The sequence below is a fragment of the Mycobacterium sp. NPDC048908 genome, from assembly GCF_043197955.1.
Classification (GTDB): Bacteria; Actinomycetota; Actinomycetes; order Mycobacteriales; family Mycobacteriaceae; genus Mycobacterium.
This window is the reverse complement of sequence record NZ_JBICUE010000021.1, coordinates 14,605-33,651: the sequence shown is the minus strand read 5'-3', so window position 1 is coordinate 33,651 and position 19,047 is coordinate 14,605. Positions and strand designations below refer to the sequence as shown.

General features: G+C 65.9%; 19 protein-coding genes. 12 read left to right on the top strand and 7 right to left on the bottom strand.

The window, feature by feature from the left end; genetic code table 11:
- Window positions 1–54 precede the first annotated feature (54 nt).
- The 6 genes from ACGFK1_RS30390 (at window position 55) to glgX (ending at window position 6,803) form a co-directional block, all read left to right on the top strand.
- Window positions 55–1,899 carry a hypothetical protein gene (locus ACGFK1_RS30390; RefSeq protein ID WP_393438635.1) on the top strand — a complete coding sequence of 615 codons (1,845 nt, stop codon included), beginning with the start codon at window positions 55–57 and terminating at the stop codon, window positions 1,897–1,899.
- Window positions 1,896–2,078, top strand: a complete 183-nt coding sequence (locus tag ACGFK1_RS30385) for a hypothetical protein (protein WP_393438632.1) — start codon at window positions 1,896–1,898, stop codon at window positions 2,076–2,078. The genes ACGFK1_RS30390 and ACGFK1_RS30385 overlap by 4 nt, the downstream gene beginning before the upstream one ends.
- A complete protein-coding gene (locus tag ACGFK1_RS30380; protein WP_393438630.1) occupies window positions 2,075–2,503 on the top strand; it encodes a hypothetical protein in 429 nt (142 codons plus the stop codon). The genes ACGFK1_RS30385 and ACGFK1_RS30380 overlap by 4 nt, the downstream gene beginning before the upstream one ends.
- Window positions 2,500–3,798: a hypothetical protein gene (locus ACGFK1_RS30375; RefSeq protein WP_393438627.1), complete on the top strand. Its 1,299-nt coding sequence runs from the start codon at window positions 2,500–2,502 to the stop codon at window positions 3,796–3,798. The genes ACGFK1_RS30380 and ACGFK1_RS30375 overlap by 4 nt, the downstream gene beginning before the upstream one ends.
- 9 nt (window positions 3,799–3,807) lie before the next feature.
- Window positions 3,808–4,386 (top strand): isochorismatase family protein, encoded by a 579-nt coding sequence (locus ACGFK1_RS30370; protein ID WP_393438624.1) that lies wholly within the window; start codon window positions 3,808–3,810, stop codon window positions 4,384–4,386.
- A gap of 269 nt (window positions 4,387–4,655) precedes the next feature.
- Window positions 4,656–6,803, top strand: coding sequence for a glycogen debranching protein GlgX (gene glgX / locus ACGFK1_RS30365; RefSeq protein WP_393438621.1), 2,148 nt, complete (start codon window positions 4,656–4,658; stop codon window positions 6,801–6,803).
- 1 nt (window position 6,804) lies between these two features.
- Here the strand turns inward: glgX and ACGFK1_RS30360 are convergent, their stop codons facing one another.
- Both ACGFK1_RS30360 and ACGFK1_RS30355 read right to left on the bottom strand, forming a co-directional pair.
- Window positions 6,805–7,152 (bottom strand): hypothetical protein, encoded by a 348-nt coding sequence (locus ACGFK1_RS30360; RefSeq protein WP_393438618.1) that lies wholly within the window; start codon window positions 7,150–7,152, stop codon window positions 6,805–6,807.
- Between the two features lie 42 nt (window positions 7,153–7,194).
- Window positions 7,195–7,545, bottom strand: coding sequence for a hypothetical protein (locus tag ACGFK1_RS30355; RefSeq protein WP_393438615.1), 351 nt, complete (start codon window positions 7,543–7,545; stop codon window positions 7,195–7,197).
- Between the two features lie 324 nt (window positions 7,546–7,869).
- Between ACGFK1_RS30355 and ACGFK1_RS30350 the strand changes: the two genes are divergently transcribed.
- Window positions 7,870–8,430 carry a TetR/AcrR family transcriptional regulator gene (locus ACGFK1_RS30350; RefSeq protein ID WP_393438612.1) on the top strand — a complete coding sequence of 187 codons (561 nt, stop codon included), beginning with the start codon at window positions 7,870–7,872 and terminating at the stop codon, window positions 8,428–8,430.
- On the opposite strand, the gene ACGFK1_RS30345 is transcribed toward ACGFK1_RS30350, so the two are convergent.
- Window positions 8,431–8,802, bottom strand: coding sequence for a hypothetical protein (locus ACGFK1_RS30345; protein ID WP_393438609.1), 372 nt, complete (start codon window positions 8,800–8,802; stop codon window positions 8,431–8,433).
- A 61-nt stretch (window positions 8,803–8,863) separates the two neighbouring features.
- Between ACGFK1_RS30345 and ACGFK1_RS30340 the strand changes: the two genes are divergently transcribed.
- The 3 genes from ACGFK1_RS30340 to ACGFK1_RS30330 are packed head-to-tail and all read left to right on the top strand — an operon-like array spanning window position 8,864 to window position 10,936.
- On the top strand, window positions 8,864–9,319 hold the full coding sequence (locus tag ACGFK1_RS30340; protein WP_393438606.1) for a MarR family winged helix-turn-helix transcriptional regulator: 456 nt from the start codon (window positions 8,864–8,866) through the stop codon (window positions 9,317–9,319).
- A complete protein-coding gene (locus ACGFK1_RS30335; RefSeq protein ID WP_393438603.1) occupies window positions 9,316–10,125 on the top strand; it encodes an ATP-binding cassette domain-containing protein in 810 nt (269 codons plus the stop codon). The genes ACGFK1_RS30340 and ACGFK1_RS30335 overlap by 4 nt, the downstream gene beginning before the upstream one ends.
- 58 nt (window positions 10,126–10,183) lie before the next feature.
- Window positions 10,184–10,936 carry an ABC transporter permease gene (locus ACGFK1_RS30330; protein ID WP_393438788.1) on the top strand — a complete coding sequence of 251 codons (753 nt, stop codon included), beginning with the start codon at window positions 10,184–10,186 and terminating at the stop codon, window positions 10,934–10,936.
- Between the two features lie 13 nt (window positions 10,937–10,949).
- Here the strand turns inward: ACGFK1_RS30330 and ACGFK1_RS30325 are convergent, their stop codons facing one another.
- Window positions 10,950–12,833 (bottom strand): ArnT family glycosyltransferase, encoded by a 1,884-nt coding sequence (locus tag ACGFK1_RS30325; protein ID WP_393438785.1) that lies wholly within the window; start codon window positions 12,831–12,833, stop codon window positions 10,950–10,952.
- A gap of 362 nt (window positions 12,834–13,195) precedes the next feature.
- On the opposite strand from ACGFK1_RS30325, the gene ACGFK1_RS30320 reads away from it, so the two are divergent.
- Entirely contained in the window at window positions 13,196–14,269 is a 1,074-nt protein-coding gene (locus tag ACGFK1_RS30320; RefSeq protein ID WP_393438600.1) for a cellulase family glycosylhydrolase, read from the top strand.
- Between the two features lie 9 nt (window positions 14,270–14,278).
- Here ACGFK1_RS30320 and ACGFK1_RS30315 read toward each other — a convergent pair whose 3' ends face one another.
- The gene (locus tag ACGFK1_RS30315; protein WP_393438783.1) at window positions 14,279–15,631 is read right to left on the bottom strand and encodes a maltokinase; all 1,353 of its coding nucleotides are present in this window, start codon (window positions 15,629–15,631) and stop codon (window positions 14,279–14,281) included.
- Between the two features lie 5 nt (window positions 15,632–15,636).
- Window positions 15,637–17,421, bottom strand: coding sequence for a maltose alpha-D-glucosyltransferase (gene treS / locus ACGFK1_RS30310; RefSeq protein ID WP_393438597.1), 1,785 nt, complete (start codon window positions 17,419–17,421; stop codon window positions 15,637–15,639).
- A 228-nt stretch (window positions 17,422–17,649) separates the two neighbouring features.
- Between treS and ACGFK1_RS30305 the strand changes: the two genes are divergently transcribed.
- The gene (locus ACGFK1_RS30305; RefSeq protein WP_393438780.1) at window positions 17,650–18,039 is read left to right on the top strand and encodes a hypothetical protein; all 390 of its coding nucleotides are present in this window, start codon (window positions 17,650–17,652) and stop codon (window positions 18,037–18,039) included.
- 59 nt (window positions 18,040–18,098) lie between these two features.
- On the opposite strand, the gene ACGFK1_RS30300 is transcribed toward ACGFK1_RS30305, so the two are convergent.
- A complete protein-coding gene (locus ACGFK1_RS30300) occupies window positions 18,099–19,037 on the bottom strand; it encodes a hypothetical protein (protein ID WP_393438594.1) in 939 nt (312 codons plus the stop codon).
- Window positions 19,038–19,047 lie beyond the last annotated feature (10 nt).

Below are 19,047 nucleotides of genomic sequence, written 5' to 3'. Positions count from 1 at the left end.
CAACATTACTCACGAGTCAGTTCGGTCCGACGACATTCACCGGTGGGGATGACAATGGGGAACTCGCACAGCTCAGAGACGGTTTCACTGTTAGCGCAGGGAAGCGAGGGTGGCGGCGCTGCGCTCGACCAGGTGATCGGAATGTCGGTGGCCGCGCTCGTGGTCACGCTCGGCCTGCTTTGGATCGGCTACCTCCACCGGCAGCGCCGGATCACCTGGCTGAACAACCTCGCGGAATGGGCGGCCCGCAGATTCAAGCGGCCGCCATGGGTGGCATTGCCGATGGCGCTGTTCATCGCGACGCTGATCTGCGCGTTGTTCGGCTTCATCTGGGACGTCAGCCTGCACATCGGCAAGGGCCGCGACCCGGGGCCGCTGGCTAATCCCGCACACTACTTCATCCTGTTCGGGCTCTTCCTGTTGTTCATCGCCGGTTGCATGGCCTGCGTGCTGCCGTATGACAAGCCCGGTCCGTCGGCGGTGCGCATCACCAAGGATTGGTACGCGCCCGTCGGCGGCATCCTGATGGCCGGGTGCGGGCTGTATGCGTTGATCGGTTTCCCTCTCGACGACATCTGGCATCGCATCTTCGGCCAGGACGTCACGCTGTGGGGGCCGACCCACCTCATGATGATCGGCGGGGCGGGGTTCTCGACGTTGTCGGCCATCCTTCTCAACCACGAAGGCCTCAAGGCCATGGGCGACGACGCCCCGACCGGCGGCATCGGCATCAAGTTCGTCCAGTACCTCGGCTTCGGCGGCATCCTCGTCGGCATGTCGGTCTACCAGATCGAATTCGACTTCGGCGTAGCGCAATTTCGTCAGGTGTTCCAGCCGATGCTGATCGCCGCCGCGGCCGCCTTCGCCTTGGTCGGCGCCCGCATCATGATGGGCCGCGGCGCGGCGATCATCGCCGCTTTACTTGCGATTGTGCTCAGGGGTGGGGTGGCACTCGTGGTCGGCCCGGTTCTCGGCGCACCGATCAACTGGTTCGCGCTCTACCTGGGGCCGGCCATCGTGGTCGAATTGATCGGTCTGACACCGCTTGTCAAACGGGCCGTGGTCTTCGGCGCCGTCAGCGGCCTCGGGGTCGCCACGGTCGGCCTCTGGCTGGAGTCGCTGTGGATCGATGCGGTCTACTACTATCCGTGGCCGAGCAGCATCTGGCCGGAGGCGTTGGCGATGGCCATTCCCGTCGCTGTGCTGACCGGCGCATGCGGCGCGATGTTCGGTCTGGTTGTCACCTCGCAGCGACTGCCTTCACGCGCCATCAGCATCGGCCTGGTGGTGCTGACTGTCGTCGCGATCGGCGGCGCGGCGGCCAACGGATTGCGCTACCACGTGCCCGAAAACGTCACGGCGGCAGTCACACTCACCGAAGCACCCGCCCCTGCGGGTCAGCGGATGGTAAACGTCGACGCCAGGATCAATCCGCCCGACTTCGTCAGCGAGCACCCGAACTGGGTGTCGGTCCTCGCCTGGCAAGGCCATCTGCCCAACCAGCGTGGTCGAGTCATAGACAACATGGACAAGGTCGGGCCCGGTCACTATCGCAGCACCCAACCGGTGCCAGTCTGGGGCACCTGGAAGACGTTGTTGCGGGTGCACGACGGTAAGACGATGACGGCAGTGCCGATCTTCCTCGCCGCTGACCCTGGCATCGGCGCCAAGGAAGTTCCGGCAGAAGCGTCGTTCACGCGGCCGTTCGTCGCGGAGATCACGATCCTGCAGCGCGAACGCAACCCGCAGACCCCAGAGGTGCTGTGGACGATCGGATGTCTGGTGGTGCTGTTCTGCACGCTGGTGCTGATCGGAGGCCTCAGCTGGGGTGCGGGCCGGATCAACCGCACCGAGGGCTCGGGCACCAAGGCCGAACTCCAACCGACGGCCCAAGCATGACACCAGCGCCGCACGTCGAAATACTGGCCCATCACGGGTTGCTGCTCGCGATACCGGCGTTCGCTCCCGCCGTAGCCGTTGCCGGCGTGGTGATCTACATCGCGGTGAGGGACCGCCGGCGCGGCGACGCCCCTCGAGGTGAGAACTCCCGGGCGGCAGGCCAAGATGGTTCACCGTGACAGCTTCCAGGACCCTTCTGATCGTGGCCGCCGCCGCCCTCATCACCGCTGGCTGCGGCGGATCCACCAACTCCGATAACGCTACGGGCAGTGCGCAACCCAGCAACCAGCCCTCGACGGTCAACCCGTCGGACATGTCGAACGAGCAGGCGCCGCCGTCGCGGCTTGTCGTCGACGTCACGATCAAGGAAGGCAAGGTCACGCCCACCAACGAGCAGCTGCAAGCCAGCGTCAAGGAACAGATCGTGGTGCGCGTCAACAGCGACGCCGCCGACGAATTGCATGTGCATTCGACACCGGAGCACAGCTTCAACGTCGAAGCCAAGCCCAACCAGTCCTTCCAATTCAGCGTCGACTTGCCCGGCAAGGTGGACATCGAGTTGCACAAGCTGAACAAGACGATCGCAACCGTCCAGGTGCAGTGATCAGCGATCGGTCGACCGCGGTTTTGGCGCACGGCCTGGGCGGCTCGACCGATCTACCAATTCCGTTGAGCTATGCGCTGATTGGCGCGGCGTGGGCGTTGACGTTCACATTCGCGGTGGTGGCGCTGGCCTGGCGGCGGCCGCGATTCGACCCCGGCAGACCGGGCCGTCCGCTGCCGGGCTGGGTCACCACGATGGTCGACGCGCCCGCGACGCGCTCGGTCGTCGGCCTTGCCGCGCTGGCGTTCGCGGTCTGGGTGGCCATCTCGGGCTGGCTCGGACCGCAGGACAGCGACAACCCGCTGCCCGGCGTGTTCTACGTGTTGTTGTGGGTCGGGTTGGTGGCGCTGTCGCTCCTGATCGGCCCGGTGTGGCGCGTTGTCTCGCCCGTGAGAACCGTGCACCGCCTGCTGGGGCGACGATCGCTGGGCCTGACCTATCCGGAGCGGGTCGGTTATTGGCCGGCCGTCGTCGGGCTTTTCGCCTTCGTCTGGCTGGAACTCGCCAGCCCGGACCCGGGTTCCCTCGGCGCGATCAAACTCTGGCTGCTGGCTTATGTGGTCGTGATGCTGGTGGGCACGTTCAGCTTTGGCGAACGCTGGTGCGCGCGCGCCGACCCGTTCGAGGTGTACAGCGTGGTGGCATCGCGGCCGGCGATTGTGCGCCGCAACAGCGACGGGCGCATCGCGGTCGGCAACCCGTTCGACCACCTGCTCTCATTTCCGGTGCGCGCGGGCAGCGTCGCGGTGCTGTCGGTGTTGCTGGGATCGACTGCGTTCGACAGCTTCTCGGCGTCGCCGCAATGGCGTGGCTTCGTCGACAGCCACACCGACACGGCAGCGACCGCGACGCTGATGAAGACCGCAGGGCTGCTGGTGTTCGCTTGCGTGGTCGCGGGCACGTTCTGGCTCGCCGCACGCGCGACCGGCGGAGTGGACCCGCAGCGCCGCCGTGAGTTGCCGGGCCAGATGGCGCATTCGCTGATCCCGATCGTGATCGGCTACGTGTTCGCGCACTACCTGACGTATCTGGTCGAGCGTGGACAGCAGACGATCATCGCGCTGTTCGGTCTCGACGGCGCGCAGGTGCACTACGTGCTGTCGATGCACCCGTCGCTGCTGGCCACCATCAAGGTGGCGTGCGTGGTGGCCGGCCACATCGCGGCAGTCATCGCCGCCCACGACAAGGCGCTGCGGCTGCTGCCCGCCGGTCATCAGCTGACCGGGCAGTTGGCGATGATGCTGGTGATGGTCGGCTACACCTTCACCGGGCTGTACCTGTTGTTCGGCGGATAGGCTGTCGCCGTGCGCACGCAAGGAGCAGAACCACAGAAGCGGGCACTGATCATCGTCGACGTCCAGAACGACTTCGCGGAGGGCGGTTCGCTCGCCGTGGTCGGCGCGGCGGCGGTGGCTCGGGGGATCAGTGAGTTCCTCGCGGGCAAGCCCGACTACGCGCACATCGTCGCGACGAAGGACTTCCACATCGATCCCGGCGACCACTTCTCCGAGAATCCCGACTACACCGTGTCGTGGCCGCGGCACTGCGTGGCGGGAACGGCGGGTGCCGACTTTCATCCCGAACTCGACACCGACGCCGTCGAAGAGGTCTTCATCAAGGGGAACTACCGGGCGGCCTACAGCGGCTTCGAAGGCGTCAACTCCGAAGGCACGCCGCTGGCGGACTGGCTGCGGCAGCGCGACGTCGATGCCGTCGACATCGCAGGTGTTGCCACCGACTACTGCGTGCGTGCCACCGCCGCAGACGCCGCGAAGGCAGGCTTCATCACCCGCGTGCTGCTCGATCTGACGGCGGGCGTCGCGCCGGAAACCACCACCAAGGCCGTCGAGGACATGCGCGCGGTCGGCGTCGAGGTGGCCTAGACCGCGCACCCAGCTGCGCGGCTCGGCGCCCGTTGAAAGTTGCGAGGTTCTTCGCCGACCCCGGCCCGGGTCGGGCGCCTGCGCAACGCGGGCCGCTCACCAGCACCGCGCGGCCGGTTCTACAGTGATGGACGCCACATCACCGCGCACGACCAGCACCGATGTCCTGCACGTTGGCACGGACCGGTTTGGTTGCGATGCTCTCAGTTTGGGCACCCCCGTATCGTCGCCATATCGGTGATCCACGTCGTCCATTGGAGAGTGCCACTTTGACCCAAGCCGCCACCCCAGATGTCACGCAATACGACGTGTGGCCAGGTAAGGCGTACCCGCTAGGGGCCACCTACGACGGGTCGGGAACCAATTTCGCGTTGTTCAGCGAGGTGGCCGAGAAGGTGGAACTGTGCCTGTTCAGTGCTGATGGAGCCGAAACCCGGGTGACACTGCCCGAGGTCGACGGCTTCGTCTGGCACGGGTTCATCCCGAACATCGAACCCGGCCAGCGCTACGGCTACCGCGTGTACGGCCCCTACGATCCCGCCGCCGGCCTGCGGTGCAACCCGAGCAAGTTGCTGATCGACCCGTACGCCAAGGCGATCGACGGCACCTTCGACTGGGGCCAGTCGCTGTTCAGCTACAACTTCGGCGACCCCGACAGCCGCAACGACGACGACTCGGCGGCCTGCGTGCCCAAGTGCGTGGTGATCAACCCGTACTTCGACTGGGGCGTGGACCGGCCGCCGGGGCATGAGTACGCCGACACGGTGATTTACGAGGCGCACGTCAAGGGCCTGACGCAGACGCACCCTGACATCCCGGAGAACATCCGCGGCACCTACGCCGCCGTCGCGCATCCGGTGATCATCGAGCACCTGAAGTCATTGGGTGTCAACGCAATTGAGCTGATGCCGGTGCATCACTTCGCCAACGACTCGACGCTCGTCGAGAAGGGCCTTTCGAACTATTGGGGCTACAACACGGTCGGCTTTTTCGCTCCTGACTCCAAGTACGGCTCGAGCCCCAATCCCGGCGGCCAGGTGCAGGAGTTCAAGGCCATGGTGCGGGCCCTGCACGAGGCCGATATCGAGGTGATCCTCGACGTGGTCTACAACCACACCGCCGAGGGCAACCACATGGGCCCGACGCTGTCGATGCGCGGAATCGACAACGCCGCGTACTACCGACTGGTCGACGACGACAAGCGGTACTACATGGACTACACCGGCACCGGCAACAGCCTCAACGTCGGCCATCCGCACTCGCTACAGCTGATCATGGACTCGCTGCGCTACTGGGTGACCGAGATGCACGTCGACGGGTTCCGGTTCGACCTGGCCTCGACGTTGGCCCGCGAGTTCTACGATGTCGACCGGCTGTCGGCGTTTTTCGAACTGGTGCAACAGGATCCGACGGTCAGCCAGGTCAAGCTGATCGCCGAACCGTGGGACGTCGGGCCGGGCGGCTACCAGGTCGGGGGGTTTCCGCCGCAGTGGACGGAGTGGAACGGCAAGTATCGCGACACGGTTCGCGACTATTGGCGGGGCGAGTCGGCGACGCTCGACGAGTTCGCGTCCCGGCTCACCGGCTCATCGGATCTCTACGAGCACACCGGCCGGCGCCCCGTCGCATCGATCAACTTCGTCACCGCTCACGACGGCTTCACGCTGCGGGACCTGGTGTCCTACAACGAGAAACACAACGAAGCCAACAAAGAGGACAACCGCGACGGTGAGAGCCACAACCGCTCGTGGAACTGCGGCGAGGAGGGCCCGACCGACGACAAGGAAATCAATGCGCTACGGGCCAGCCAGCAGCGCAACTTCCTTGCCACGCTTCTGCTTTCGCAGGGTGTGCCGATGTTGGCGCACGGCGACGAACTCGGCCGCACCCAGCAGGGCAACAACAACGTCTACTGCCAGGACAACGAGTTGTCGTGGATCGACTGGGCCAACGCCGACACCGAACTGATCGAGTTCACCAGGACCGTATCCGAGTTGCGCGCCGCGCACCCGGTGTTTCGCAGGCGCCGCTTCTTCTCCGGTCGCCCGGTGCGCCAGCGCGGCGGCGACGCGCTGCCCGACATCGCGTGGTTCGCGCCTGACGGATCGGAGATGAGCGACGAGGACTGGGAGTCCGGCTTCGCCAAGTCCGTCGCGGTATATCTGAACGGCCAAGGCATCCCCGACCTCGACGTACGCGGTCAGCGCGTCACCGACGACTCGTTCCTGCTGTTCTTCAACGCCCACTACGAGCCGATCGAATTCACGCTGCCAGCAGAGAAATTCGGCGCTTCATGGGTGCCGGTGATCTACACCGCTGACACCGCGGCGGCCGACGAGAGCAAGCCGGTTACCGCGAACGCCACGGTCTCGGTCAACGCCAGGGCGCTGATGGTGCTGCAGGCCAGCACCGAATAGCTCAGTCGACGACGGGGAAGAACGAGTCGCCGTCTTCCGGCGTCCCGCTGATCTGCGTTTCGTCTGTGCCGTGGTTTTCGGGATCGATCCGGTCCATCGCCACCTCGGCGTCCGGCGGCGCCGCTGCCATGTCCGGCCGCTCGGCGGCGAGCTTGTCATCCAGCGACTCCTGGGCCTCCCCGTGCGCGGCGATCTTGTCCGCCTCGCGCCATGTGTCGGGCGGGTCGACAACCTCGTCGCCGTCGTCGTTGCGGACATCGTCGGAGTCGAAAGCCTCCGTCGGCCTCAGCGTGTCACCGACACCGTCGCCGTCATTGGGGGAATAACCAGGGTCAGAGTTTGCGCTCACACCGCCCCGGTTGCCCACTGGGCTGTGCGCTAAACGCCCGGCTCACTCGACGACGTCGTAGAAGGACTCACCATCCTCGGGCGTGCCGTCGATCTGACCGAACTCGCGGCCGTGCGTCTCGGCGTCGATGTGATCGATCTCGTAATTGCTGACCAGCCTCAGGCCGCCGCCCGCGTCGGAGTCGTGCGCATCGGTAGGTGCCTGGTCATCCTCGTCGTCGGTGCCGTCAGGTACTTCCTCGGCCAGGCGTTCGTCGAGTGTCTCGTTGTCTTTCGGCTCGATCCACTCATCGGGAGGATCGACCACCTCGTCCCCGTCGTCGTTGCGGACTTCGTCGGAGTCCAGTTCCTCCTCCGGCGTCAGTGGGTTGTCATCGAAATCGTCAGAGGCCATGCGCCCATCGTGCCGTACGTCTGGCATCGACGCGCGCGCACTGCGCCGATCGGTCGAACCTGTTGTGCGGCATGCCGCTTGCAAACGAGATGACATCTCCGTACCAGGACGTATGGTACGGTTTAGCTGCTGCAGCAACCGTGGCCGCCGCCATGGCACTCGGGATTTCTCGAAATCTCGCTGACGCCGCCGGCCGGGCGGGCCGGAGTAGGAGCCGAAGAGCGGCGGCGCCCTACCTGGCGGTCACGGTTGCCAGCACCTTTGTTCCGCGTAATCATCGTGGCCGTCAATTGCAATCCCAGCGGATCGCCGTATGCTGCCCGCATGGCGCCGCCGCGTAACTCTGGCGGTCGGCTGACGGCCGATGACTGGATCGACGCCGGATTTGCTGCACTGGCGGAGGGCGGCCCGAATGGGCTGCGAGTGGACCGGCTGTGCGAGCGGCTGCACGTCACCAAGGGCAGCTTCTACTGGCACTTCGCCGACACCTCCGCCTACCGCAACGAGTTGATCAAGGCATGGGGCAGCCTTCGCGACCGCAACCGCAGAGAGTTCGAGCGGATGCCCGACGTCGACCCGCGAGATCGCCTGCGCGTGATGATGCAGACCTGGGTCGCGCCCGAACAATGGCGACTCGAGAGCGCGATGCGGGAGTGGGCGCTGACCGACGACGCGGTGCTGGCCAGCGTCCAGCAGAGCGATGCGCGGATATTGCGCACCATCCGACGCGCGTTCCTCGATTGCGGCTTCGACCGTGCGGACGCAGCGCTGCGCGCGTTCGTGGTGTTCTCCGCGGGCGTCGGGCTGCTGCACTCGACGGATTCCGCGCCCGCCGCTCCGCCCGATGTTCGGGACCGCTTCCTGCGGTTCATGCTGCGGCCGTAGTCACGACCTGGTGGTGGGCTCCAGACCGGTCTGCTTGTCGAGGTACTGCAGGAGGTCGTGGGCGGCGAGCTCGACGTCTTTGTGCCGCCACTCGGACGCCCGGTAGACGCAGGCGATCAGCCCGGTGCGGTGGATGCGGCGAAAGTCCCCGTACACGAACGCATATCGCGCCTTGGTCTCGTCCGACGCGCCCTCCGTCAGGCCAAGGTGCCACTCGGCATATTCGGCCCAGGTGTGCGACCGCAAATAGCTGTTCTGTGCGTCTGCCCGCGGCTGTGCGTCGCCCCAGTCGCTGTCGAGCACGTACTGGCGGGCATCGATCAGCGCCCGCGCCTTGGCCACGGCGGCGTCGTTCAGCAGATAGGAGGCCATGGCCTCATTGTCCGCCAAGGACCGGCCGGATACCTCTGTAACAGAGGTATCATCGGCAGTCGTGGAGACCCGTACCGATCTGATCGCCGAACTGTTCAACGTGGTCGGACGGTTCCGGCGACAGCTACGCCGGTCGACCGGCAGCGGATTCGACGCCACCGGACTGACCCAGTCGCAGGCCGAGATGCTGCGCTTGGTCGGCCGCCAACCGGGTATCTCCGTGCGGGAGGCGGCCGCCGAGTTGGGGTTGGTGCCGAATACGGCGTCGACACTGGTGTCCAAGCTGACGGCCGACGGCCTGCTCCTGCGCACCGTCGACGCGGACGACCGCAGGGTCGGTCGATTGCGGCTGACGGAGTCGGCTCAGCGGATCGCCGACGAATCTCGCGCCGCGCGACGCGCCGCACTGGCCGCGGTGCTCGACGAGTTGGACGCCGATCAGCTCGACAGCCTGGAGCAGGGACTGGAGGTACTCGCCGAGATGACCCAAATGCTGCATGAAAGGCGCACACGATGACACCGCTCGCGATCGACTGTCAGCACTTGACCCACCGCTACGGGCAGTTCACCGCGGTCGACGACCTCAGCCTGCAGGTGCGCTGCGGCGAGACGGTCGGGCTGCTCGGCCCCAACGGTGCCGGAAAGACCACGGTGGTTCGGGTGCTGACCACGCTGACCCCGGTGCAGAGCGGGCAGGTGGCCGTGTTCGGCCTCGACTCCCGCAGACACACGATGGACATCCGGCACAACATCGGCTATGTGCCGCAACAACTTTCGATAGAGGCAGCGCTGACCGGCAGGCAGAACGTCGAGCTGTTCGCCCGGCTGTACGACGTGCCGAGGAGCGAACGCACCGACCGGGTCGACGAAGTACTGCAGGCGATGCAGCTGCTGGACGTCGCCGACGCGGTCGCAGGCACCTACTCCGGCGGCATGGTACGGCGGCTGGAGTTGGCACAGGCGCTGGTGAACCGGCCCTCGTTGCTGATTCTGGACGAGCCGACCGTCGGTCTGGATCCCATTGCGCGCGACAGCGTCTGGAACCAAGTCGAGCACATGCAGAAAACCTTCGGCATGACCGTACTGCTCACCACCCACTACATGGCCGAGGCCGACGCGCTCTGCGACAGGGTGGCGTTGATGCACCACGGTCAGCTGCAGGCGGTGGGCACGCCCGCCGAATTGAAGCGGACCGTCTCACCGGATGCGACGTTGGAAGACGTCTTCCGGCAATACGCCGGATCGGATCTCGGTGAGGACGCCTCGCAGACCGGTTTCCGCGCGATCCGCAACACCAGGAGGACGGCTCGCCGTGTCAGTTGATCAGAACATCGACGTGCAGATCGTCCGCGCGCCGCGCGGCTGGCGCCGCATCCGCGGAATGACCATGCGGATGAGCGCTTTCGCGATCGTGGAACTGCAGAAATTGCGCCACGACCACACCGAGCTGTTCACCAGGATGGTGCAGCCCGCGCTGTGGCTGCTGATCTTCGGTCAGACTTTCAACCGGCTGCGGGTGATCGACACCGGCGACGTGCCCTACCTCGCCTTCCTGGCACCGGGCATCATCGCGCAGTCTGCGATGTTCATCTCGATCTTCTATGGAATCCAACTCATCTGGGACCGGGACGCGGGCATCCTGGCCAAGCTGATGGTGACGCCCGCTCCGGCGTCGGCGCTGATCACCGGAAAGGCGTTCGCCGCGGGCGTGCGTTCGGTGGTGCAGGTGATCGGAGTACTGGCGCTGGCCTACCTGCTCGGCGCCCAGCTGACGGTCAACCCGCTGAAGATCCTCGCCGCAATGGCGGTGGTGGTGCTCGCCGCGGCGTTCTTCGCCTGTCTGTCAATGACTCTGGCCGGGCTGGTGCGCCACCGTGACCGCATGATGGGGATCGGCCAGGCCATCACGATGCCGCTGTTCTTCGCGTCCAACGCTCTCTATCCCGTCGACGTCATGCCGCAGTGGCTGCGCTGGCTGTCGGCGATCAACCCGCTGTCCTATGAGGTGAATGCGTTGCGCGGACTGCTGATCGACACACCGAGCAACACCTTCCTCGACATCGGGGTGCTGCTGCTGGCAGCGGTCCTCGGCATCGCGATGGCCTCGGCGCTGCTGCGCCGACTGGTTCGCTAGGGCATCCGCGCGGCTACTTGGGCGCCGACAGGTCGTACACGGTGGCGTCGCCGACGTTCGTCGGGCGGAACGTGGCGGCAACCCAGTCCGCGATGTCGGTGTGACCGCGACTGCCCCACGTCGGCCCGTGGCCTCGGCTGTTCAGCACCAAGTAGTACGCCACCTTGTGCCGCGCCACATCGTCTTTGAACTCGCTCAACGTCGGCACCGGATCGCTGCCCGAGAATCCGCCGATCGCCATCACCGCAGTGCCGGAGGACAATTCGAGGTTTGCCGCAATCGACGACCGCAGCACTGCCGCCGACCATTCGGTATCGGAGTTCTTCAGGATCGCGCTGAGGCCGGGATTGTCGGCGCCCTGGGCGAACCAGAAGTGCGCCTGCGGATCCTTGTCGGCGGGCCCGACGGTCGGGCCGCCGCCTTCGTGCGGCTGACCGATGGTGACGATCGCATACGCCGCTGGCCCTGCAAGCGCGGCCACCACCCCTGCGCCAAGCACACCGATCGCCACGCCGTGCCGCTGCCGGTGTGTCCACGGGGCGAGCAGGGCGATCGCCGCAACGACCGACAGCAGCAGAATGGCCCACCGCAAGGCCGGCAGCCATCCGGCGTTGCGGCCAAGGATGTACCAGCCCCAAACGCCCGTCCCGCTGAGCAGCACCGCCAAACCGGCGCGGTAGAGCCACTTTTCCCGCAGCCGCCACAGCTCGCGCACACCGATGGCGAACATCGCCGCCACCGGTGGCGCGATGGACATGCAGTAGTACGCGTGGATCGTGCCGTGCATGAAACTCAGCACCAGCCCGTCGACGATCAGCCAGCCGCCGAACAGTATCGCCGCGGCCCGCGTCAGGTCTGTTCGCGGCGCGCGGCCACGGGACAGCACCACCACAATCGTCGCGAGCAGCGCCGCGGGCACCAGCCAACCGATCTCGAATCCGAATTCACCGCTGAACAGCCGGGGCAAGCCATGCGACTGGTTGCCGAAGCCGCCGAAACCGTGCCCGCCGGTGCGTAATTGGGCTCCTGCCGATAGCCCGACGACATGGGCGGGTGTGCCGAAGCCCATGTGGTTCTTGCCCAACACCCGGGCAAACCCGTTGTAGCCCAGCACCAGATTCATGAAGTTGTTGTCGGTGGAACCGGCGATGTACGGGCGCGTGGAGGCCGGCCACAGCAGCGTCAGTACCACGAACCAGCCCGCGGCGACAACGAACGCGACCGCGGCCACCAGCACGTGTCGCAGCCGACCCCGCAGTGTCGTCGGCGCGGCGGTCAGATACGCCGCCGCAAGCGCGGGCGCCACCATCAACCCTTCGAGCATCTTCGCCAGGAACGCGAATCCCAGCGCCACCCCCGCCAAGGCCAGCCACCGCGGACTTGCCTGCTCGAGAGCCCTGACCGTGCAGTACGCCGCGGCCATCATCAGCAGCACCATCACTGCATCGGGGTTGTTGAATCGAAACATCAACGCCGCCACCGGTGTCAGGGCCAGTACCGCGCCCGCGAGCAATCCGATCCGCGGGCCGCTGATACGGGCGACGGCACCGTAGAGCAGCGCGACCGCGGCGACCGCCATCAGCGCCTGCGGGATCATCATGCTGGCGCTGCTGAACCCGAACAGCTGCCCCGACAGCCCCATCACCCATTGCGAGACGGGCGGCTTGTCGACGGTGATGAAGTTGTGCGGATCAAGCGAGCCGAACAGCACCGCTTCCCAGTTCTTCGAACCCGCCTGTGCGGCAGCGGCATAGAACTGGTTACCCATCCCATTGATGGTGATGTTCCACAGGTACATCACCGCGGTGGCGATCAGCAGCACGACGAGGCCCACCCGATGCCGCGTGTCGGCGCTCCACCGGGTGGGCCGTGCGTTGTCGAGGTTGGCAGCGGGCATGTCCAGCGTCGAAGTCACACCCGCCAGTGAGTCACCGCGAGGTTGCGTGGGCCTGTGAGGAACCGGGGAGACTGCTGCGGGTCGCCCGCAGGGCGTCGGACGCCCTCGAAAACACCTGTGGTGGTGGGCAGGAAACTGATGGTGACGATGAACAGCAGAAGCGCCGATGCATTGCCGCGGTGACTTCGAAAATGCGCGCCGACCGCAACACCATGAACACGTGCCGACCACACGGTTATTGACGCTCGCCGTGATTGCGGCGGTCGGCGGCAAACCGACTATCGCGGTTTTGTTACTTTTTGCGGAGAAATACCGATACATCTGTTGATGTCACTTGTCGGGTCCCGAGATAAGGGGTTGGGTTGCGTACCTTGCTGAAGAGCGTCATGGCGCTGGCGGCTGTCATATTGCTGTCGGTGACCTTGACCAACGTGCTGTCCCCGGAGTCGAGGCCGCAGAATTACCAAGTGCGCGAGACGGCCGCGGTGGGGTCGCTCGGTTTCGCCGACTCGTGGTTGTGGTTCCTCTCCCCTGACGACGTCAACCGGCAACTGGACCTGATGGTGTCGACGGGTGTGCACAGCGCCCGAATCCTGATGCCGTGGGCTGCTATCCAGCCCGCCCCGGACTCGTACGACTGGGGCCAGGCGGACACGATCGTCAACGCGGCCAACGCCAGGGGTATCGCCGTCGTGGCCCTGCTCAACTCGACCCCGGGTTGGGCCACCGGAGGCGGACCCGCGATCTCGAGCCCACCCGCGGACCCCAACACGTTCGCGAGCTTCGCCGGCACGGTCGCCTCGCACTTCGCGGGCCGCATCGCCGCGTATGAGGTGTGGAACGAAGAGAACGCGGTCCAGTTCTGGAACGCGGGCGCCGCAGGACCGCAGCCGGATCGGTATGCCCAGATGCTCAAGGCCGCCTACCCCGCGATCAAGGGCGGCGACTCCGGCGCGACCGTCGTGATGGGCGGGTTGAGCCCGACCATCAACTTCTTCTCGATCACCAAGAACCCCGTCGACTACCTGAACAACGTCTACGCCGCGGGTGGCGGCGGCTCGTTCGATGCGGTGGCGTTTCACCCGTACCTGTTCACCAGCAACACCGACGCGCGGTTCTCGACGGGCAAGGCGAATTCGCCGCGCGGCCTGTACGACGGCCTGCGCGGGGCGATGAACGCCAACGGTGATGGCGGAAAGCAGATCTGGGCCACCGAGTTCGGCGAGGCCACCTCGAAGGTCGACGAGGCGACGCAGGCGGCGTGGATCCAGGACTTCATCGTCACGTGGCGCGGACTACCCGGCGCCGGTCCCGCGTTCGTGTACACCACGCGGGACCGCAACACCGGCAACGGCAACGCCCAGGACAACTACGGCGTGTACCGCACCGACTGGTCACCCAAGCCTGCCGCCGATGTGATCCGGGGCTTGGCCTGACGTTCGGGGCTAACCGACGATCCTGGCGATCGACTTCAGCGGGATCGGCAACCAACTCGGCCGGTGCCGCGCCTCGTATGCGGCCTCGTACACCGCCTTGTCGAGTTCGTAGGCCTCGAGAACGTGCCGCGAGTCGCGAGGGTCGGCGCCCGTGACTTCGGCGTAGCCCTCGCAGAACGACGCGGCGTTGCGGTCCACCCACTCGCGGGCACGCGCACCGAGTTGCCGTTCGTTGTCCCCGTCCGCCGACTGCTCCATCAACCGGTGATACGCGGCGTACTCGAACGACCGCAGCACACCTGCCACGTCACGCAGCGGCGAGTCCTGACGGCGCCGCTCGTCGAGCGGTTGGCCGGGTTCGCCTTCGAAGTCGATCAGCAGCCATCCCGCGGGTGTGCGAAGCACCTGCCCGAGATGCAGGTCGCCGTGCACGCGTTGGACGGTGATGGTCTCCTCGGCGAGCTTTCGGTAGCGCTCCTCGATCAGCGCGACGTACTCCTGGAATTCGGGTACCGCCGCGGCCGCGGCGGACAACCGGTCCAGCATGGTGTCGGCCGGGAACACGACTGTCGTTGTGCCGAGTTGGTCGGCGAGTGTGGCGTGAACGGAGGCCACCGCCTCGCCGAGCCGGTACGACTCGCCCGCGAAGTCGCCGCCCACCTCGTCGGCGTAGAGGTCGCCTTCTGCGAACAGGTCGCGGGTGCTTGCCGTCGCCATATCCCAGCCTTCCGCGGAGTTGGCCGCGAATTCGGTGACCATGCCGAGCGCGTACGGTTCGCCGGCGAGCGTGGTCTCATAGGAGCCGAGCAGCCTGGCCACGTGCTCGTTGCCTGCGCGGGCGAGCACGCGGTTGAGTTCGATGTCCGGGTTGACTCCTGGCGTGATCCTGCGGAACACCTTGAACACGGCTCGTTCCTCGAAGATCACGCTGGTGTTCGACTGCTCGGCACTGGACACCCGCGGCGCGGCGTCCACCGGCAGCGTCACCTCGGGCTCCTTGACGAACCGGACGTCGCCAACGGCTGCCGATGAATCCATCAGCGACAGCAGGTATTTAGCGTCAGCTGGGTTGTAGAGCGCGTCGTAGGCGGTGCGGTCGTCCTCCGCGCCGATCGTCGCGATGTCCGCGTATTCCTCGATCGGACTTCCGCCTGATGTCGCCGCGCCCGCGGCTCGGCCGTCCCAGCGGACGATCACCTGGTACCGGTCGCTCGGCCCCTCGCGGTACGCAACATCGAGTGCCACCAAGTCGAGGTCGTCCCTGAGCGGCACCACCACGGCGGGCTCCGCGGACACCAGTTCACGGTTGCGTCCGGCGTACCAGCGTTGGTGGACGATCCATTCGTCGAACGGCAGGCTCATTGCTTTCATTGCTGGTCTCCAGGTTCCGCCGGCCGCAGCTGGAACCAATAGAAGCCGTGGCCGGGCAGGGTCAGCAGGTAAGGCAACTGGCCGATGCGGGGAAACTCAACGTACCCGGTCATCTCGACTGGGGTGTACCCGCTCCAGGTCTGGAGATTCATCTCAATCGGCTGCGGGAACCGCGAAAGGTTATTCACGCACAACACGGTGTCCTTCTGCCCGTCCTCCTCCACTTCGCGAACGAATGTCAGCACCGACGGATTGGAACCGCCGAGTTCGCGGAAGGTGCCGATCGCGAACGCCTCGTGTCGTCGGCGCACCCCGAGCATGGTGCGCGTCCAGTTCAGCAGCGAGTTCGAGCTGTCGCGTTGCGCCTCGACGTTGACGGCCTGATAGCCGTAGATCGCATCCTGGTTCGGCGGCAGATACAGCCGGCCCGGCGTCGCGGTCGAGAACCCCGCGTTGCGGTCGGGTGTCCACTGCATCGGCGTGCGGACCCCGTCCCGATCGCCCAGCCAGATGATGTCGCCCATCCCGATCTCGTCGCCGTAGTACAGCACCGGCGAGCCGGGCAGCGACAGCAGCAGCGCGGTGAACAACTCGATCTGGTTGCGGTCGTTCTCCAGCAGCGGGGCCAGCCGACGGCGGATGCCGACGTTTGCCTTCATCCGCGGATCCTTGGCGTACTCCGCGTACATGTAGTCGCGCTCTTCGTCGGTGACCATTTCGAGCGTCAACTCGTCGTGGTTGCGCAGAAAGATGCCCCACTGCGCCATGTCCGGAATGGGCGGAGTCTGGCCAAGGATTTCCGAGATCGGGAACCGGGACTCGCGTCGTACCGCCATGAAGATGCGGGGCATCAGCGGGAAGTGGAACGCCATATGACATTCGTCGCCACCGGTGTCCGGGTCACCGAAATACTCGACCACATCGGCGGGCCACTGGTTCGCCTCGGCCAGCAACACGCGGCCGGGGAACTCGTCGTCGATCACCTTGCGGCAGTGCTTGAGGAACGCGTGGGTCTCGGGCAGGTTCTCGCAGTTGGTGCCTTCCCGCTCGAACAGATACGGCACCGCGTCCAATCGGAAACCGTCGATGCCGAGGTCGAGCCAGAACCTCAGCACGTCGAGCATCGCGTTCTGCACGGCGGGGTTGTCGTAGTTCAGGTCGGGCTGATGACTGAAGAACCGATGCCAGTAGAACTGGCGCCGAACGGGATCGAACGTCCAGTTCGACTCCTCGGTGTCGACGAAAATGATCCTGGCGTCGCTGTACCGCTCGCTGGTGTCGCTCCACACGTAGTAATCGCCGTACGGACCGTCAGGGTTGCGCCGCGATTCCTGGAACCATTCGTGCGAATCCGACGTGTGGTTCATGACGAGGTCGGTGATGACGCGGATGCCCCGGCGATGGGCCGCGTCCAACAGATCGACGAAATCGTCGACGGTGCCGAACTCGGGCAGCACCTTGTAGAAGTCGCGGATGTCGTAGCCGCCGTCGCGCAGCGGCGAGTCGTAGAACGGTGGCAGCCAAAGACAGTCGACGCCAAGCCACTTGAGGTAGTCGAGTTGTTCGCATAGGCCGCGCAAGTCGCCGGAACCGTCGGAGTTCGAGTCATAGAACGCGCGCACCAACACCTCGTAGAACACCGCGCGCTTGAACCAGGTGCGGTCCTCCGGTAGTGCGCGCGCATGGCCGAAGTCTTCGGCGGTGGGATGTTCCACCACGCCGTGCTCGACGTGGCTGCCCTTGGTTGGATCGTGTGCGACGTTCCCGCTGCTTTGGTCCATCAGCCTTCAAACCTACCCATGTCTGCCGAAACTGAATCGCTCAACGGCCACCAGTTGAAACCGCAATCAAGTCGGGTTACGGTTTCCGCGTCCTAGATCCGTCAGCGTGGCGATCTGGCCATCACTGGCGCAATTTTTTCGATAAAGAATCGAGTGGCCGTGGCTGATTCGACGCCCAATGACGGTGAAGCTCCAGTAATTGTCGGCATGGCCGACGCGGCGATGCACATGTACTCCGCCGCCATCGACACGCTTCCAGATGTGCACGATCCGGAGTTTCCACACCGCGCGGGCATCATCCTCGCCGGCCTCCGCAAACTTCAGGCGTCGTTGTCGGAGGCCGCTGGCCGCAGTCGGGTCACCCCGTCGGTCATCGTCGCCCTCAGCGGTGTCCGCCGCCGTTACGACGAGTTGATGGAAACCGCCGCCAACGGTCCCGGTGCGACGCTCGGGCAGCGACTGTACGTAGCGCGCGGACGGGCCAAGCTGTCCACCAAGGAAGCGGCCAACGGCGTCGGTCTGCGCAAGGACATCATCGAGGACGTCGAGGCCGAGGAACCGGCGACCGAAGAAGAGACGAGCAGGATCAAGGATCTGATTGCCGCGCTCGGCGGCTAGTAGGCAACGCCGCGCTCGGCGGCTAGTAGGCAACGCCGCGCTGGGCGGCTAGCGGTCGGTCAGCGCAGGAACCGGGCGGCGCGCTGCGTGCACAACATGCGGGCGCTGTTGGCCTGCCGATAGCCAATGACGCCTCCGGACATGGTGAGCAGCAGCAGCCCCGCAACTCCTGGCAGAGCGAGCATGGTCAGCTCGGCCTGGCGGGAGCCGCGTAGTTCGCGTTGATAGCCGAGCCTCGTCGGCGCAGCGCTCATCGGCGTCACCGGACTGGCGACCGGTTCCGGCGCAGGCGGCGGCGAACCGCGGAGCACCGGAACGGGTACTTCAGCCGGGGCTACTGACGCCGGCGGGGCATTCGCCCCTGCGCCGACCGGAGCGAACGGCGGGGGCGCCGGCGGCAGTGGGACGGGCAGCGGCGCAATCACCAGAGGCGCCTGCAGCACAGGCGGCTCGGCTGCGACACCGACCGCCAACGGATCGACACCGCCGCCTCCGGAGGAGTCCACCACCGGCGGCGCCTCCTCCCCCCGCATCTTGAACGACGGAGCCGGGGCGGGCGCCGGCGGTTGTGGTTGCATCGCCGCGAGGAAGTCGCCGAGCGTTGGCACCGGGATCACGATGGTCCCGTAGAACAGCGACGGGTCCGGCAAGCCCTTCGGCGGTAGCTCTTTTTGCCGAGGGATGCGGAAGTAAGGAATGACGAAAGACCCCGTGTATTTCTTCGTCGCGGGTTTTGTGTCGTTATTCTTTTTCTCACCGGCTCTGGTTTCGACTCCGACCTCTTCGCGGCCATTACCGATGGTGCTGCTGGGCGGATCGGGATTGCTGGCGCCGTTCGCCTTCGAGTCGGAATCGTTCCGGTCGGATTTGCCGGGGGCTGCGGCAGTTTCGGGTTCGGCACCGGCAGTCTCGCCCGTATCCGCGTAGCCGATCCCGGCATTTGCGGCGATGATCACGAGGCAGGCGGCGAACACGCAAACGGACGAGATGAACCGCATTGCCGAACCT